The 17923-nt window shown below is 43.5% G+C and carries 6 protein-coding genes, 2 tRNA genes, 3 rRNA genes and 6 pseudogenes; 4 read left to right on the top strand and 13 right to left on the bottom strand.

What is annotated here, in order from left to right; all coding sequences use genetic code 11:
• Positions 1–164 precede the first annotated feature (164 nt).
• From ilvC to ilvE, 3 pseudogenes are all read right to left on the bottom strand, one after another.
• Positions 165–1205: pseudogene (gene ilvC / locus AC01GB_RS08345) on the bottom strand (ketol-acid reductoisomerase); the annotation flags it as partial.
• Positions 1199–2961 (bottom strand): annotated as a pseudogene (ilvD, locus tag AC01GB_RS08340) (dihydroxy-acid dehydratase); the annotation flags it as partial. The pseudogenes ilvC and ilvD, both read right to left, overlap by 7 nt.
• 63 nt (positions 2962–3024) lie before the next feature.
• Positions 3025–3819, bottom strand: a pseudogene (ilvE, locus tag AC01GB_RS08335) (branched-chain-amino-acid transaminase); the annotation flags it as partial.
• A 42-nt stretch (positions 3820–3861) separates the two neighbouring features.
• Between ilvE and AC01GB_RS08330 the strand changes: the two are divergent.
• Positions 3862–4017, top strand: coding sequence for an ACT domain-containing protein (locus AC01GB_RS08330; RefSeq protein ID WP_474451431.1), 156 nt, complete (start codon positions 3862–3864; stop codon positions 4015–4017).
• 9 nt (positions 4018–4026) lie between these two features.
• Positions 4027–4152: pseudogene (locus tag AC01GB_RS08325) on the top strand (branched chain amino acid aminotransferase); the annotation flags it as partial.
• A gap of 87 nt (positions 4153–4239) precedes the next feature.
• Here the strand turns inward: AC01GB_RS08325 and AC01GB_RS08320 are convergent.
• Positions 4240–5121 (bottom strand): annotated as a pseudogene (locus AC01GB_RS08320) (thiamine pyrophosphate-dependent enzyme); the annotation flags it as partial.
• Here AC01GB_RS08320 and AC01GB_RS08315 point away from each other — a divergent pair.
• A pseudogene (locus tag AC01GB_RS08315) lies at positions 5071–6035 on the top strand (YifB family Mg chelatase-like AAA ATPase); the annotation flags it as partial. The pseudogenes AC01GB_RS08320 and AC01GB_RS08315 overlap by 51 nt on opposite strands.
• Before the next feature lie 41 nt (positions 6036–6076).
• Here the strand turns inward: AC01GB_RS08315 and AC01GB_RS08310 are convergent.
• Entirely contained in the window at positions 6077–6415 is a 339-nt protein-coding gene (locus AC01GB_RS08310; RefSeq protein WP_032114311.1) for a MaoP family protein, read from the bottom strand.
• A 118-nt stretch (positions 6416–6533) separates the two neighbouring features.
• Here AC01GB_RS08310 and hdfR point away from each other — a divergent pair, with 118 nt between their 5' ends.
• Positions 6534–7352, top strand: a complete 819-nt coding sequence (gene hdfR / locus AC01GB_RS08305) for an HTH-type transcriptional regulator HdfR (RefSeq protein ID WP_474451430.1) — start codon at positions 6534–6536, stop codon at positions 7350–7352.
• A gap of 251 nt (positions 7353–7603) precedes the next feature.
• Here hdfR and AC01GB_RS08300 read toward each other — a convergent pair.
• The 8 genes from AC01GB_RS08300 to rluD all read right to left on the bottom strand — a co-directional run bounded on the left by AC01GB_RS08300 (position 7604) and on the right by rluD (position 17898).
• Positions 7604–7679: transfer RNA gene (locus tag AC01GB_RS08300), tRNA-Trp, on the bottom strand.
• Positions 7680–7685: 6 nt separating this feature from the next.
• A tRNA-Asp gene (locus AC01GB_RS08295) sits at positions 7686–7762 on the bottom strand.
• A gap of 48 nt (positions 7763–7810) precedes the next feature.
• Positions 7811–7926, bottom strand: a 5S ribosomal RNA gene (rrf, locus tag AC01GB_RS08290).
• 110 nt (positions 7927–8036) lie between these two features.
• A 23S ribosomal RNA gene (locus AC01GB_RS08285) occupies positions 8037–10940 on the bottom strand.
• 479 nt (positions 10941–11419) lie between these two features.
• Positions 11420–12963: ribosomal RNA gene (locus tag AC01GB_RS08280) — 16S ribosomal RNA — on the bottom strand.
• Together the 16S, 23S and 5S rRNA genes with 2 tRNA genes alongside form the textbook arrangement of a ribosomal RNA operon.
• Positions 12964–13484: 521 nt before the next feature.
• Entirely contained in the window at positions 13485–16058 is a 2574-nt protein-coding gene (gene clpB / locus AC01GB_RS08275; RefSeq protein WP_474451429.1) for an ATP-dependent chaperone ClpB, read from the bottom strand.
• Between the two features lie 127 nt (positions 16059–16185).
• The gene (gene yfiH, locus AC01GB_RS08270; protein WP_474451428.1) at positions 16186–16920 is read right to left on the bottom strand and encodes a purine nucleoside phosphorylase YfiH; all 735 of its coding nucleotides are present in this window, start codon (positions 16918–16920) and stop codon (positions 16186–16188) included.
• On the bottom strand, positions 16921–17898 hold the full coding sequence (gene rluD, locus AC01GB_RS08265; RefSeq protein ID WP_474451427.1) for a 23S rRNA pseudouridine(1911/1915/1917) synthase RluD: 978 nt from the start codon (positions 17896–17898) through the stop codon (positions 16921–16923).
• Positions 17899–17923: the final 25 nt, after the last annotated feature.

Here is a 17923-nt window from a genome sequence, read left to right as displayed (position 1 = left end):
GCAATATACCACTTCCTGAGTAGCTATTTTAATGGTTTTGTCACACTGAATGATGATAAATAAAATCTGAATGAATGGTAATTTTTTAGCTAATTAAAATAGACTAACTAGATGATCCATAACTACTTCATTAATAAAACGGTAGATAAAATCTACCGTATACATTATGCAACAGAAGCAATACCTCTCATATCAGTCATATAATTACGCAGTTTATTACCTATGACCTCAATGGTATGATTACGGATCGCTGCATTGATATCCCGCAATTGCCTATTATCAATGTGGCTAACGGCCATATTTTTCGCTATGTCACCTGGCTGTAAAGTTGCCATAAAATCCTTGAGTAATGGTATTGCAGCAGAAGAGAATTGATAATTACTATATTCTGCAGTATCGGAAATAACTACATTCATCTCATATAAACGTTTCCGCACAATGGTAATTCATGTAATGATTCATAATAAGCAGACTCCGCAATAATACCGGCTTGCAACATAGTTTCATAGGCTAATTCAACCCCAGCTTTGGTCATCGCAACTAACAAAAGACCATGGTCAAAATAATCCTGCTCTAAAATTTTCCCATTATATTCTGGATAATTTTCAAATGCTGTTTGCCTCGTTTCTGCCCGCCAAGACAGTAAATTTTTATCATTATTATTCCAATCTGCCATCATCGTAGATGAAAATTTGCCAGACATAATGTCGTCCATATGTAGTTGAAATAATGGCGCCATGATTTCTTTTAGCTGTTCAGATAATGCAAATGCCCGCAATTTAGCTGAATTAGATAAAAGCTTCGGTGATCGTTTCCCAACCATATTGTAATAATTTTCCTGCATAACCCGGCTCAATACCGTCTGCAACCATTTTGTCATAACAAACCAAGGAGCCAGCTTGAAGCATGCCACACAAGGTGGTTTGTTCACCCATCAGATCTGATTTTACTTCGGCAACAAAGAGGATTCAAGCACACCCGCGCGATGGCCTCCTGTCGCAGCAGCCCATGCTTTCGCAATGGCTATTCCTTCACCTTTGCGGATCATTTTCCGGATGAACGACAATCAACGTTGGTACGCCAAAACCACGCAGATACTCTTCACGTACTTCGGTTCCCGGGCATTTTGGCGCCACCATAATAACGGTAATATCCTGACGGATCTGTTCACCTACCTCAACGATATTGAAACCATGTGAGTAACCTTACGTTCACGCTTGCGTGGCGTCGATACTTTTTCACCACGCTGTAATTCAGATTGCTGACGTTGATGCAATATTTCCCTATCGATATTTAAGGCAATCTTGCGAGCAGGAATATCAATAAGATCGCCATCTTCAATCAAGGCAATCAAACCTCCACTTGCCGCTTCTGGCGAAATATGGCCAACTGATAATCCAGAGCTACCCCCAGAAAAGCGACCATCAGTAATTAATGCACAGCTACTCGCTAATCCCATTGATTTAAGATAAGAAGTTGGATAAAGCATTTCCTGCATGCCTGGCCCTCCTCTTGGTCCTTCATAACGAATTACCACTATGTCACCAGCCACGATCTTACCACTCAATATTGCTGCTACCGCCTCTTCTTGACTATCAAATACCTTGGCCAAACCACGAAATGTCAGACAATTTTCATCAACACCTGCGGTTTTGACAATACAACTATCTTCAGCCAGGTTGCCAAATAAAACCGCCAGCCCTCCATCCTGACTATATGCATGGGCTAAATTGCGAATGCAGCCTGTTTGACGATCGAGATCTAAAGATGGCCAACGACATATTTGTGAAAATGCTTGAGTAGTGCGAATACCAGCCGGCCCTGCGGCATACATCTGTTTCACCGCATCATCTTGCGTCAATATGACATCATACTGCGCTAACATTTGAGTGACGTTCAAACCAAGAATATTTTTTACCTGACGATTAAGTAATTGCGCGCGATCTAATTCACCTAAAATAGCGATCACCCCAACGGCTCGATGAACATCTTCCATATGATATTTGGCAATGCTCGGTGCTACTTTACACAAATGCGGTACTTTACGTGATAACCGATCAATGTCTGCCATAGTAAAATCAACCTCGGCTTCCTGCGCTGCTGCTAATAGATGTAATACCGTATTAGTCGATCCGCCCATGGCAATATCGAGGGTCATCGCATTTTCAAATGCAGCTTTGCTGGCAATATTGCGTGGTAAAACACTGTCATCATCCTGCTCATAATATTTTTTCGTGATCTCAACAATACGTTTACCCGCAGCCAAGAATAACTGTTTACGATCGCGATGCGTTGCCAGTAAAGAACCATTGCCAGGCAAAGATAATCCTAATACCTCCGTCAAACAGTTCATTGAATTAGCGGTAAACATGCCTGAACATGAACCGCAAGTCGGGCAGGCTGAACGTTCAATTTGTTCGCTTTCTTTATCACTGACAGCCGGATCTGCACTTTTGATCATAGAATCGACCAAATCTAGTTTAATAATTTGATCAGAAAGTTTGGTTTTGCCTGCCTCCATCGGACCACCCGATACAAAAACAACCGGAATATTTAAACGCAACGCGGCCATCAGCATTCCTGGTGTGATTTTGTCACAATTAGAAATACAAACCATCGCATCGACACAATGAGCATTAACCATATATTCAACGGAATCAGCAATAAGCTCGCGGGAGGGCAACGAATACAACATACCACCATGGCCCATAGCAATACCATCATCAACAGCAATGGTATTAAACTCTTTTACCACACCACCAACGGCTTCTATTTGTTTAGCCACTAACTGACCAAGATCACGCAGATGCACATGACCAGGAACAAATTGAGTAAATGAATTACAACAGCAATAATTGGCTTACCAAAATCAGCGTCAGTCATTCCTGTTGCCCGCCAAGGTGCCCTTGCACCAGCCATATTACGGCCATTGACCGTTGTAGCAGAACGATATTCTGGCATTTTTGCTCCTTTGGTATAAAAATTGACGATAACTAGTCGCCAATAAACATCTATTAATTTGAACTAACTATTGACAGGATCTAACCAATCCCATTTATCTTTTGTCGAACCATCAAATAAACCGAAAAAAGCCTGCTGGATACGCTTGGTTACTCGGCCACAATGACCGGCTCCCAATTGTATTCCATCAACGCTACGAACTGGCGTAATCTCAGCCGCTGTGCCGGTCATAAAAATTTCATCAGCCAGATACAACGATTCACGTGATAACATCTGTTCACGGACTTCAAATCCCAATTCAGTGGCCAACTTAATAATCGCACCACGTGTGATGCCGGGTAGTGCCGATGAGGTAAATGGCGGTGTAAAAAGTACGTTATCTTTAACTTCAAATAGGTTCTCACCCGCCCCTTCGGAAATATAACCACTAACATCTAACGCTATTCCTTCCTGATAGCCATGGCGTCGAGCTTCACTACCTACCAGTAAAGATGATAGATAATTACCACCGGCTTTAGCCGCAGTCGGGATGGTATTGGGTGCGGCGCGATGCCACGACGAAACCATCGCATCAATACCTTGTTCGAGTGCTTTTTCACCGAGATACGTTCCCCAAGGAAAAGCCGCAATAATGACATCCGTTTTGTAACCTGGTGGCGGATTAACTCCCATACCAACATCACCAATAAAAACAAGTGGTCTAATATAGGCACTAACCAACTTATTTTTACCAATCGTTTCGCGACAAGCCGCCATCAACTCATCAACACTTAGGCTTAAAGGCATGCGATAAATTTTGGCTGAATCATGTAAACGCTGCATATGCTCACGATGGCGAAAAATTACTGGCCCTTGATGAGGGTGACCCGTCATCGCGGTTTTCAGGTTAATGCAATAAGCATGAGTCAGGTATTAGGTGGAAATAACGTTAGCATTGAAATAACGGTTAATAGTCAGCGTCCACTAAACCTACTTTGTTCCCAGTTAATTAAATTGGCAGATGTTTTTGATATTGAAATCAAGCAACAAGCTGCCAAACAATCAATCGTAATGTAAGGTAAAAAAATGACAAAAAAAGCAGATTATATTTGGTTTAACGGAGAAATGGTGCCCTGGGCGGAGGCAAAGATACATGTTATGTCTCACTCTTTACATTATGGTACTTCGGTTTTTGAAGGTATTCGCTGTTATCACCCGCAAAATGCGCTCTAAGACCTCTGGCCGAAAGCGCGCTTCAATATTTAATTGATATTCTCTCATCAGGGTTTCTCCATCTTTTTCATTGCTGGCACCAGGAGGAACCAATGGCCAAACATTTTCTAATTCATCAACAGATACCTGTAGCAAATAGGGGCCTGCATGACTGAATAATCTATCCAGTGCGTCATTAATTTCTGAAGTATGCGTAATACGCTGACCGGCAATATCGAATGATGCGGCTAATGCGATAAAATCTGGATTATCCGTTAACTGAGTTTCACTGTAGCGTTGTTGAAAAAATAACTCTTGCCACTGACGTACCATGCCCAAACGTTGGTTATCGATAAGCACAATTTTGATCGGTAATTGTTTGCGTTTTATGGTGGCTAATCCCTGAATATTCATCATAAAAGAACCATCACCTGAAATACAAATAACCGCTGCATTAGGGCGGGCTAACTGAGCGCCGATTGCAGCTGGAATACCAAATCCCATTGAGCCTAATCCACTTGAGGTAATAAAATTCTCTGGAGCTCGAAATGCCATATGCTGTGCCGTCCACATCTGATGTTGCCCAACATCTGTTGTAACAATGGTTTCAACATGCATACGTTCTGAGATTTGTTTTAACATAGCAGGGGCATCGATAGCATCCCCTGTATGGTTATAATTCCATTCATACTCTTTTTTCAACGCGCTGACTTTGGCTTGCCATGAAGCAATATTTAATCGTCTAGCTAATCGCGGTAATCATAGTTTTGCATCACCGAGCAAACAAACATGCGCCTGACGCAATTTATTCAATTCAGCATGATCTATATCTAAATGGATGACTTTGGCATTAGGGGCAAATGTATTCAGTTTACCAGTCACACGATCATCAAACCTGGCGCCAACCATAAGTACTCTAACATAACAGATATCAATGATATTATTGGCCAACAACATGCCAAGCGCGCATTAGAGATAACCGCCGCAGGAGGACGTAACCTTTTGCTATTTGGCCCACCAGGCACAGGTAAAACAATGCTTGCCAACCGACTTATTACTATCCTGCCTGATCTAACCAATCAAGAAGCGCTAGAGGTAGCGTCAATAAAAAGTTTATGTGATACTCATTTGATAACGAAAAATGGCTTACACGGCCATTTAGAGCATCTCATCACAGTGCTTCTATGGCAGCATTAATTGGTAGAGGAAGCTTACCCAAACCGGGAGAAATATCCTTAGCCCATAATGGCATTTTATTTCTTGATGAACTCGCCGAATTTGAGCGAAAAGTGCTCGACGCACTTAGGGAACCGCTAGAGTCTGGAGAAATAATAATTTCACGTGCAAAAGCTAAAGTTAATTTCCCAGCCAATATTCAACTTATTGCCGCTTTAAATCCCAGCTCTATGGGCCACTATAAAGGCATATATAACCGAACCAGCCCAAAACAGATCCTCCGTTATTTAGCAAAGATATCTGGACCATTCTTAGATCGTTTTGATCTCTCTATAGAGGTACCTCTGTTACCGCTAGGTACTTTAAGCCACTCTACACCTACAAATGAAACCAGTTTAGATATAAAAAAACGTGTAATACAGGCAAGAAAGCAACAAATTGAACGTTCAGGTAAAATTAATGCAAAACTAAATAGCAAAGAAGCTGCAATTTTTTGTAAACTAAAACTAAATGACGCCCTTTTTTTAGAAACAACATTAAATAAACTTGGCCTCTCAATCAGAGCTTGGCATCGTATACTGAAAGTTTCACGGACCATTGCCGATTTAAAACAGCAACAAAAAATTAAAAAAATTGATATTATTGAAGCAATTAGCTATCGCAGTATGGATAAGCTACTTATTCAATTACAAAAACAAATTGAATAATTAAGGGGTATTAAAACCCTTTTTTTAGAACTATGATGATATTAATCATCAGTATCGGTATAGTCTTCTGAGGGATCCAGTTGTGGTTTACCTCCAGATAAGGTATGAAAACGCTTAGGTCGGCTAATACGAGTCATATACTTAGACCATACTTTTTCTTCTGGTGTCACAGGTTCGCGTTCACCGCGACACATAGCAACAAAAAGTTTTTCTTCTTCTGTCTGAGGTTGACGCTTACCTAAATCAAGTTCATTGAAAGCTTGACCGCAACATTCTAACAACTGAGCTTCTTTAATGGTGAAATCACCATGACGAGAAAAACCTCGAGGATAATTTTTATTATCAAAAAAACGATTAGTCGTGATAAAGCTTTCTGCCATCTAACACACTCCTACCTCTCTAATGTCACACTCATTATGGCGCGGAGTATTAGTTAGCAATTGCATTCTGTAAAACAAAACATTTAAATCGTTAAGATTAAAAATTTTGGAGTTTGCTGTGGATACTGAATTATTAAAAACTTTTTTAGAAGTTAGTAAAACCCGACATTTTGGTCGAGCAGCCGAATCATTATACCTAACACAATCAGCGGTAAGTTTTCGAATACGTCAATTAGAAACGCAATTAGGTACTATTTTATTTGCCCGTCATCGCAATAATATTCGTTTAACTGCCGCAGGCGAACGTTTGATTCCCTACGCTGAATCGTTAATAAATACCTGGCTACAAGCTAAAAAAGAAATTTCTCATCAATCATTACACACAGAATTTTCAATAGGCTCAACAATATCACTATGGGAAGGATGCTTAACAAATTGGATACAACTCATCTATCAAAAACACAAAGAGCTTCATCTTGAATGCAGAATATCCAAGCGACAATCTTTAGTAAAACAGCTTCATTCACGCGAACTTGATTTACTTATTGCAATCGAACCGCCAAAAATGGATGAATTTGAAAGCGCCATCATTGGTGAAATAAAATTACAATTAATGACAAATAAAAAAAATTTAACTCTGTCGAGATTCAATTACATCAAACTTGAATGGAGTCCTGATTTCAATACCACTGAAAAATCATCTTTAGTTGAAAATTCGCCGACACTACTTACAACATCGGCTAATCTTGCGCGAGAGCTATTATATCCCACAAAATCTGCCTCTGTTTTACCAATTCATTGGCTTAATCAATATCATGAATTAAAAACACTATCGAAAGTTGTCTATAGCAAACCAATTTATGCTATTTCGTTACAAAATAATAGACAAGAGACGTTTATTGATAAATTAGCAAAAATACCTATTAAGAATAACTAATTATGAATAAGTAAAATATAAACTTTTAGTTACATGACCTATCATTAACAAAAAATATCTATTATGGCTAAAAGTACAAAAAACGATCTTGGTCTTTTTGTATCTAATATTTACTAAAAATAATATGATAGGATAGAAATACATCAATTTTAATAACTAGAAATTAAAATGGCTTTGGGCGGCTCATAAAAAAACCCAGTCTGTTAAACTGGGTTTTTAATATTTAATAATATTATCTATAAAGCCGTAAATGGCAGGGGCGGAGAGAGTCGAACTCCCAACACCCGGTTTTGGAGACCGGTGCTCTACCAATTGAACTACGCCCCTAATAGGTGGCGGTGCGGACGGGGCTCGAACCCGCGACCCCCGGCGTGACAGGCCGGTATTCTAGCCAACTGAACTACCGCACCAACCCTATCAATTTCACTAACGGTCTTTTCCATTAGCCTTAAATCAAAGTCTGGCAGCTCCCTACTCTCACATGGGGAGACCCCACACTACCATCGGCGCTACGGCATTTCACTTCTGAGTTCGGCATGGGGTCAGGTGGGACCACCGCGCTATTGCCGCCAGACAAATTCTTTTTTATTTATCCCATCTTATTTCGCGCCTTCAGCAAAATCCGACCAGATTCAATCTCAAAACAAGCTAAAATTCTCTCTCTCAAAACACCTTCGGTGTTGTCAGGTTAAGCCTCCCGGGTCATTAGTACTGATTAGCTCAACGTATCGCTACGCTTACACACCCAGCCTATCTACGTCCTCGTCTCGAACACCCCTTATAGGACATTACTGTCAGGGAAGACTCATCTTGAGGCAAGTTTCCCGCTTAGATGCTTTCAGCGGTTATCTCTTCCGCACTTAGCTACCAGGCGATGCCATTGGCATGACAACCTGTACACCAGTGGTGCGTCCACTCCGGTCCTCTCGTACTAGGAGCAGCCCCCCTCAACCTTCCTTCGCCCACGACAGATAGGGACCGAACTGTCTCACGACGTTCTAAACCCAGCTCGCGTACCACTTTAAATGGCGAACAGCCATACCCTTGGGACCTACTTCAGCCCCAGGATGTGATGAGCCGACATCGAGGTGCCAAACACCGCCGTCGATATGAACTCTTGGGCGGTATCAGCCTGTTATCCCCGGAGTACCTTTTATCCGTTGAGCGATGGCCCTTCCATTCAGAACCACCGGATCACTAAGACCTACTTTCGTACCTGCTCGCACCGTCACGCTCGCAGTCAAGCTGGCTTATGCCTTTGCACTAACCTCACGATGTCCGACCGTGATTAGCCAACCTTCGTGCTCCTCCGTTACGCTTTGGGAGGAGACCGCCCCAGTCAAACTACCCACCAGACACTGTCCTCAGCCCGGATTACGGGCCCAAGTTAGAACATCAAACATTAAAGGGTGGTATTTCAACGTTGGCTCCATGCAGACTGGCGTCCACACTTCAAAGCCTCCCACCTATCCTACACATCAAGGCTCAATGTTCAGTGTCAAGCTATAGTAAAGGTTCACGGGGTCTTTCCGTCTTGCCGCGGGTACACTGCATCTTCACAGCGAGTTCAATTTCACTGAGTCTCGGGTGGAGACAGCCTGGCCATCATTACGCCATTCGTGCAGGTCGGAACTTACCCGACAAGGAATTTCGCTACCTTAGGACCGTTATAGTTACGGCCGCCGTTTACTGGGGCTTCGATCAAGAGCTTCGCCTTACGGCTTACCCCATCAATTAACCTTCCAGCACCGGGCAGGCGTCACACCGTATACGTCCACTTTCGTGTTTGCACAGTGCTGTGTTTTTAATAAACAGTTGCAGCCAGCTAGTATCTTCGACTGGCTTCAGCTCCGGATGCAAGACCCTTCACCTAATGCCAGCGTGCCTTCTCCCGAAGTTACGGCACTATTTTGCCTAGTTCCTTCACCCGAGTTCTCTCAAGCGCCTGAGTATTCTCTACCTAACCACCTGTGTCGGTTTGGGGTACGATTAATGATTACCTATCGCTTAGAGGCTTTTCCTGGAAGCTGGGCATCAACTACTTCACCACCTTAGTGGCTCGTCATCACGTCTCAGTGTTATAGCAGTGCGGATTTGCCTGCACTACCCTCCTACTCGCTTAAACCGGGACAACCGTCGCCCGGATAGCCTAGCCTTCTCCGTCCCCCCTTCGCAGTAACCCTTAGTACGGGAATATTAACCCGTTTCCCATCGACTACGCTTTTCAGCCTCGCCTTAGGGGTCGACTTACCCTGCCCCGATTAACGTTGGACAGGAAACCTTGGTCTTTCGGCGAGCGGGTTTCTCACCCGCTTTATCGTTACTTATGTCAGCATTCGCACTTCTGATACCTCCAACAGACCTCTCAGTCCACCTTCTACGGCTTACAGAACGCTCCCCTACCCAACAACACCTAAATGTCGCTGCCGCAGCTTCGGTGCATGGTTTAGCCCCGTTACATCTTCCGCGCAGGCCGACTCGACCAGTGAGCTATTACGCTTTCTTTAAATGATGGCTGCTTCTAAGCCAACATCCTGGCTGTCTAAGCCTTCCCACTTCGTTTCCCACTTAACCATGACTTGGGGACCTTAGCTGGCGGTCTGGGTTGTTTCCCTCTTCACGACGGACGTTAGCACCCGCCGTGTGTCTCCCGTGATAACATTCTTCGGTATTCGTAGTTTGCGTCGGGTTGGTAAGTCGGGATGACCCCCTAGCCGAAACAGTGCTCTACCCCCGAAGATGAATTCACGAGGCGCTACCTAAATAGCTTTCGGGGAGAACCAGCTATCTCCCGGTTTGATTGGCCTTTCACCCCCAGCCACAAGTCATCCGCTAATTTTTCAACATTAGTCGGTTCGGTCCTCCAGTTAGTGTTACCCAACCTTCAACCTGCCCATGGCTAGATCACCGGGTTTCGGGTCTATACCCTGCAACTTAACGCCCAGTTAAGACTCGGTTTCCCTACGGCTCCCCTATGCGGTTAACCTTGCTACAGAATATAAGTCGCTGACCCATTATACAAAAGGTACGCAGTCACACCCTTTCGGGTGCTCCCACTGCTTGTACGTACACGGTTTCAGGTTCTATTTCACTCCCCTCGCCGGGGTTCTTTTCGCCTTTCCCTCACGGTACTAGTTCACTATCGGTCAGTCAGGAGTATTTAGCCTTGGAGGATGGTCCCCCCATATTCAGACAGGATAACACGTGTCCCGCCCTACTCTTCGAGCTCACAACACTTACCGTTTCAGATACGGGGCTATCACCCTTTATTGCCGGCCTTTCCAGACCCTTCTCCTGCAGTAAATATTGATGTTGACTCTGGGCTGCTCCCCGTTCGCTCGCCGCTACTGGGGGAATCTCGGTTGATTTCTTTTCCTCGGGGTACTGAGATGTTTCAGTTCCCCCGGTTCGCCTCGTTTGACTATAAATTCATCAAATGATAGTGCATTAATGCACTGGGTTTCCCCATTCGGACATCGCCGGCTAGTACGCTTCATATCAGCTTACCGACGCTTTTCGCAGATTAGCACGTCCTTCATCGCCTCTGACTGCCTAGGCATCCACCGTGTACGCTTCATTCGCTTAACCTCACAACCCGAAGGTGTCTCTTATCAAATAATACGGAAGCGCCATGGCTGCGCCGTGCGAAATTTTTTGTTGTGCGGTACTCGTCATGCTCACGTACTTATGTACACTGCGCTGACTGCGCACCTACGCCGCAAATTTCACCCTGCTCGCTCATGCCATTCGTCTGCCTATTTGAATAACACTTCAAATTGGAGTTTGAGAGTTCCCCACACTATTTTTTCAATAATGTGTGTTTCAATTTTCAGCTTGTTCCAGATTGTTAAAGAGCATTATTATTCGTAGCATACTGTTGCCAGCCTGCTCTGAATAACTTTTTTTCTATTTTTATCTTGCAATATGGTGGAGCTAAGCGGGATCGAACCGCTGACCTCCTGCGTGCAAAGCAGGCGCTCTCCCAGCTGAGCTACAGGCCTAATGATACTTTCTGCTCAATCTTCATCAGACAATCTGTGTGAACACTCACATTCCATCTATCTAGGTAAGGAGGTGATCCAACCGCAGGTTCCCCTACGGTTACCTTGTTACGACTTCACCCCAGTCATGAATCACAAAGTGGTAAGCGCCATCCAAAAGGTTAAGCTACCTACTTCTTTTGCAACCCACTCCCATGGTGTGACGGGCGGTGTGTACAAGGCCCGGGAACGTATTCACCGCGACATGCTGATCCGCGATTACTAGCGATTCCGACTTCATGGAGTCGAGTTGCAGACTCCAATCCGGACTTCGACGTACTTTCTGAGTTCCGCTCCCCATCGCTGGCTCGCCTCTCTCTGTATACGCCATTGTAGCACGTGTGTAGCCCTACTCGTAAGGGCCATGATGACTTGACGTCATCCCCACCTTCCTCCGGTTTATCACCGGCAGTCTCCTTTGAGTTCCCGACTCTACTCGCTGGCAACAAAGGATAAGGGTTGCGCTCGTTGCGGGACTTAACCCAACATTTCACAACACGAGCTGACGACAGCCATGCAGCACCTGTCTCAGCGCTCCCGAAGGCACTCCTCTATCTCTAAAGGATTCGCTGGATGTCAAGAGTAGGTAAGGTTCTTCGCGTTGCATCGAATTAAACCACATGCTCCACCGCTTGTGCGGGCCCCCGTCAATTCATTTGAGTTTTAACCTTGCGGCCGTACTCCCCAGGCGGTCGATTTAACGCGTTAGCTCCGGAGGCCACAGTTCATGACCACAACCTCCAAATCGACATCGTTTACAGCGTGGACTACCAGGGTATCTAATCCTGTTTGCTCCCCACGCTTTCGCACATGAGCGTCAGTCTTTGTCCAGGGGGCCGCCTTCGCCACCGGTATTCCTCCACATCTCTACGCATTTCACCGCTACACATGGAATTCTGCCCCCCTCTACAAGACTCTAGCTAACCAGTCTTGAATGCCATTCCCAGGTTAAGCCCGGGGATTTCACATCCAACTTAATTAACCGCCTGCGTGCCCTTTACGCCCAGTAATTCCGATTAACGCTCGCACCCTCCGTATTACCGCGGCTGCTGGCACGGAGTTAGCCGGTGCTTCTTCTGTCGCTAACGTCAATTGCTAAGGTTATTAACCTTAACACCTTCCTCACGACTGAAAGTACTTTACAACCCGAAGGCCTTCTTCATACACGCGGCATGGCTGCATCAGGCTTGCGCCCATTGTGCAATATTCCCCACTGCTGCCTCCCGTAGGAGTCTGGGCCGTGTCTCAGTCCCAGTGTGGCTGATCATCCTCTCAGACCAGCTAGAGATCGTCGCCTAGGTGAGCCCTTACCCCACCTACTAGCTAATCTCATATGGGTTCATCCGAAGGTGTGAGGCCAGAACGGTCCCCCACTTTGCTCCTTAGAGATTATGCGGTATTAGCCACCGTTTCCAGTGGTTATCCCCCCCCTTTGGCCAGATCCCCATACCTTACTCACCCGTCCGCCGCTCGCCGGCAAGGAAGCAAGCTTCCTCCCGCTGCCGCTCGACTTGCATGTGTTAGGCCTGCCGCCAGCGTTCAATCTGAGCCATGATCAAACTCTTCAATTAAAAGCTTGATGCTCAAAGAATGTTTTACTGACCGTAACGCGCTTTTGTTCAACTCGCTTTGCCGATATTTGACCACCTTCGCCGCTGCCGACCAAAATAACGTTACTGCATATTAGTTCATATATGAATTAACTGTTTTGTCACTCTTCAAGACTTTAAAACCAAATATTTTTTGATGATGTCTTGCAAGTGCCCACACAGATTGTCTGATTAATTGTTAAAGAGCGTGCGACCTGGGCCGCGAGGTGGCGTATATTACGCTTTTCACCTTAATACGCGTTTATTCTTTTATTGATGAATTAAGTCGCGATAACGGGTCAGAATTATAGGGGCTTTTCTGAAACTAACAACTATTATTTACATTTTTTCTGTTTAAGTGCTCATTTATTGCTCTAACCTTGAATTGATAGTATCTATGCTAGTTGCTAATAATGATCTTTAATCAAGGCGATTGAGTTCTTATAATACTATTGAAAAGGCAAATATTACCTCTTCAAATAAGATTAATAATTTAATTTTATTTATTGCTTAGCAACAATAACACCTTTTTTAATATCTAAAGTGACTTGTTTGCCTGGCACTAATTTGCCTGATAACATCTGTTCAGCCAATGGATTTTCTATCTCTTGTTGGATCGCTCGTTTCAAAGGGCGTGCACCAAATACCGGATCAAATCCCGCTTCGCCTAATTTTTCTAACGCCGCTGGCGTGATTTTTACTTTATAGCCTTGCTCTTCCATTCGCTTATATAAACGCGATAGTTGGATCTGCGCAATTTCTGTAATTTGCTCTTTATCGAGTGGATGGAATACTACTACTTCATCAATACGGTTAATAAATTCGGGTCGGAAACTACGGCTGACAACTTCCATGACGAGTTCTTTCATTTCGTCATAACCCAAACTACCAAAACGCTCTTGGATTAAATCCGAACCTAAGTTTGATGTCATAATGACAACCGTATTACGAAAATCGACCGTTCTTCCTTGCCCATCGGTCAAACGTCCATCATCCAGAACTTGTAATAAAATATTGAAAACATCGGGATGCGCTTTTTCAATTTCATCCAGCAAAATAACAGAATAAGGGCGACGTCGGATTGCTTCGGTTAAATAACCGCCTTCTTCATATCCTACATAACCTGGAGGTGCACCAACTAGCCTGGAGACTGTATGTTTCTCCATAAATTCGGACATATCAATACGTACCATTGCATCGTCACTATCAAATAAAAAATTTGCCAGTGCCTTACATAGCTCAGTTTTACCAACACCCGTAGGACCTAAAAATAAGAATGAGCAAATAGGCCGATTTGGATCTGATAAACCAGCACGACTGCGCCGAATAGCATTAGATACCGCATCAACAGCTTCATTCTGACCAATTACACGCTTATGCAGATCCTGTTCCATATGAAGTAACTTTTCACGCTCACTTTCTAACATTCTTGAAACGGGAATGCCTGTCCAGCGCGCTAATATTTCTGCAATCTCTGCATCAGTTACTTTATTGCGCAATAACTTCATGGTGTGACTTTCCGCTTTAGTGGCAGCTTCAAGTTGTTTTTCTAACTCAGGAATTTTACCATATTGCAATTCTGACATTTTAGCTAAATCACCGCTACGCCGAGCCTGATCCATACTTATACGTGCGTTTTCCAATTCCGCTTTTATATGCTGTGTACCGGTAAGCTCTGCTTTTTCAGCTTTCCACTCTTCTTCTAGCTCTGAATATTCCCGTTCTTTTTCCGTTAGTTCGTCCTCTAACATTTTAAGCCGCTTTTTACTGGCGTCATCAGATTCCTTTTTTAGCGCTTGTTGTTCAAGTTTTAATTGAATAACTCGACGTTCTAAACGATCAAGCGCTTCCGGTTTAGAATCCATCTGCATCCGTAAGCTAGCGCCAGCTTCATCAATTAAATCTATTGCTTTATCAGGAAGCATACGATCAGAAATATAACGATTTGATAAACTGGCAGCAGCAACAATGGCAGGGTCAGTTATTTGTACATGATGATGCAGCTCATAACGTTCTTTCAGTCCCCTTAATATTGCAATGGTGTCCTCAACGGTAGGTTCAGCAACATAAACTTTCTGGAAACGACGCTCTAATGCCGCATCCTTTTCAATATACTGACGATATTCATCAAGTGTAGTCGCACCGACACAATGCAATTCTCCTCGCGCTAGTGCTGGTTTTAACATATTACCAGCATCCATCGCTCCTTCAGCTTTACCTGCACCAACCATAGTGTGTAATTCATCGATAAACAGAATCACACTTCCTTCTTGTTTGGCCAGATCATTTAAGACAGCCTTTAAGCGTTCTTCAAATTCGCCCCGATATTTAGCGCCAGCCAGCAAAGCACCCATACCTAAAGAGAGAACGCGTTTATTTTTCAGCCCTTCGGGTACTTCACCATTAACAATTCTTTGAGCAAGACCTTCAACAATCGCGGTTTTACCTACCCCTGGTTCACCAATTAAAACCGGATTGTTTTTTGTTCGGCGCTGGAGAACTTGTATCGTTCGACGGATCTCTTCATCACGTCCAATAACAGGATCGAGTTTGCCTTGTTCAGCTCTTTCAGTTAAATCAATTGTGTATTTTTTAAGTGCTTGACGCTGCTCTTCAGCACCTTGGTCATTAACATTATCACCACCACGCATTTGTTCTATCGCCTTTTCTATATTTGCTTTATTCGCTCCCATCGTTTTAAGCGTATTTGCCAGGGAGGTTTTGGCATCAAAAATTGCCAGAAGAAATAGCTCTGAGGATATAAACGTATCACCTCGCTGTTGCGCCAACTTATCACACAAATTTAAGTGCCGAATAAGATCGTTTGATGGCTGGATATCACCAGCAGTGCCATGCACTTGCGGTAAGGTATTGAGAATATCGTTTAATTTGTTACTAAGCTGACTAATATTAACCCCTCTCGATGTCAATAAAGGACGTAATGTACCGCCTTCTTGATCTAACAAGGCAACCAGTAAATGTACTGGTTCAATAAATTGATTATCTTGTCCAATTGCTAAAGATTGAGCATCAGCTAGTGCTTGTTGAAATTTGTTGGTAAGACGATCCAAACGCATAATACCTCCAAAATACAATTGCAATCATTTATGCAGATTAAATGAGGTTTTATTTCATATTATTCAAGTTACTTTCGATAAAAATCAGCTATTGATATAAAAAATAATAATTAATCTGATTAAAGATTTATTTTAACCAGATCAATGATGCCATTCGTCCTGTTACGCCATCACGTCGATAGGAAAAAAAACGCGTTGGCTCACTAACCGTACAATAGGTTCCACCATAAATATTTTTGACACCCACTGCATTTAATTTCAAACGCGCTAGCAAGTAGAGATCAGCGAGATATTTACCATTATCATAAGCTTTAAAAACTTGCACTAATTCTGCATCATGTTGAATAAAAGCATCCCTGACTTCACTACCTACTTCAAATTTTTCCGCACTAATTGCCGGTCCCAACCAGGCCATAATAGAGGAACCCGGTGATTTAAATTGTTTTATTGCCTTTTCCAGGATCCCATCACACAAACCGCGCCAGCCAGCATGTACGCCAGCAATTTCCGTGCCTTGTTGGTTACAGAGTAAAACAGGCAAACAGTCCGCTGTCATCACTACACATACCTGTCCTCGCTCGCTACTATATGCAGCATCCGCTTGCCGATTACCATTTTTTTCGTTAGCCAAATCGATAATATGCGTGCCATGTACCTGATTAAGCCAGTAAGGCTGTGTTGGTAGTTGGGCAATTTTCATTAAGCTACTCCGATTCTGTTCCACTAATCTCGTTTGATCCCCGACATGTAACCCTAGATTGAAACTGTCATAAGGTGGCAAACTATCGCCACCAATACGGGTTGTACTACAAGCCATGACTGTTTTAGGTTGCGGCCAGTCCGGATATATTAAGCTATCCATTTACCAATCCATCTCATCTTTGTGCATCATGGCATCTGCTCTGAGTATATTAATTAGTATAACCATATCTGCAGGAATATCTGCGTGCCACTCCATTTCAATACCTGTACGAGGGTGAGATAAACGTAACATCGTGGCATGGAGAGCCTGACGATCAAAATTGTTCATAACTTGACGAAATTCTTCCGAAACACCTTTTAATGGGCGTGGACGGCCACCATATACCGGATCGCCAACTAAAGGATGATTAATATGCGCCATGTGAACACGAATTTGATGCGTTCTACCTGATTCTAACCGTAATCTAAGCCTGGTATGAGCGCGAAAATGCTCCATTACTCGATAATGGGTAATAGCGGGTTTGCCCAGCGGGTGAATGGCCATATGTGTACGCTTAGTTGGGTGACGAGCAATAGGTTCATCTACCGTTCCACCAGCAGTCATACGACCATTTACTACCGCTTCATATTCACGTGTAATCTCTCTTAGCTGTAAAGCTTCAACCAGATGAGTCTGGGCAGGAATCGTTTTTGCAATAATCATTAACCCGGTAGTATCTTTATCAAGCCGATGAACGATCCCCGCTCGTGGAACATTAATAATCTCAGGATAGCGATATAAAAGCGCATTTAGTACCGTTCCGTCAGGATTCCCTGCACCAGGATGAACCACTAAATCACGAGGTTTATTAATGACAATTATTTCGTCATCTTCATAAACAATATTTAATGGAATATTTTGTGGCTGCCAGCGCATATCTTCTTCAATAAGTACATCAATGGCAATTTGTTCGCTACCAAATACTTTTTCTTTCGGCCTATTTATAATTTTGCCATTTACCTGCACTCTATTATCTAAAATCCACTCTTTTATTCGTGAGCGAGAATAATCAGGAAATAATTCAGCTAATGCCTGGTCTAAACGTTGGCCAAGTTGTGATTCCAGAATTTGTGCCTGGAGTTGTAATTGTTGAGCCATAAAATTATCTACAGTGAAGTTTACA

The sequence above is a fragment of the Candidatus Arsenophonus phytopathogenicus genome, assembly GCF_056113345.1.
The sequence above is the reverse complement of the archived record's forward strand: the minus strand, read 5'-3'. Positions and strand labels throughout refer to the sequence as shown.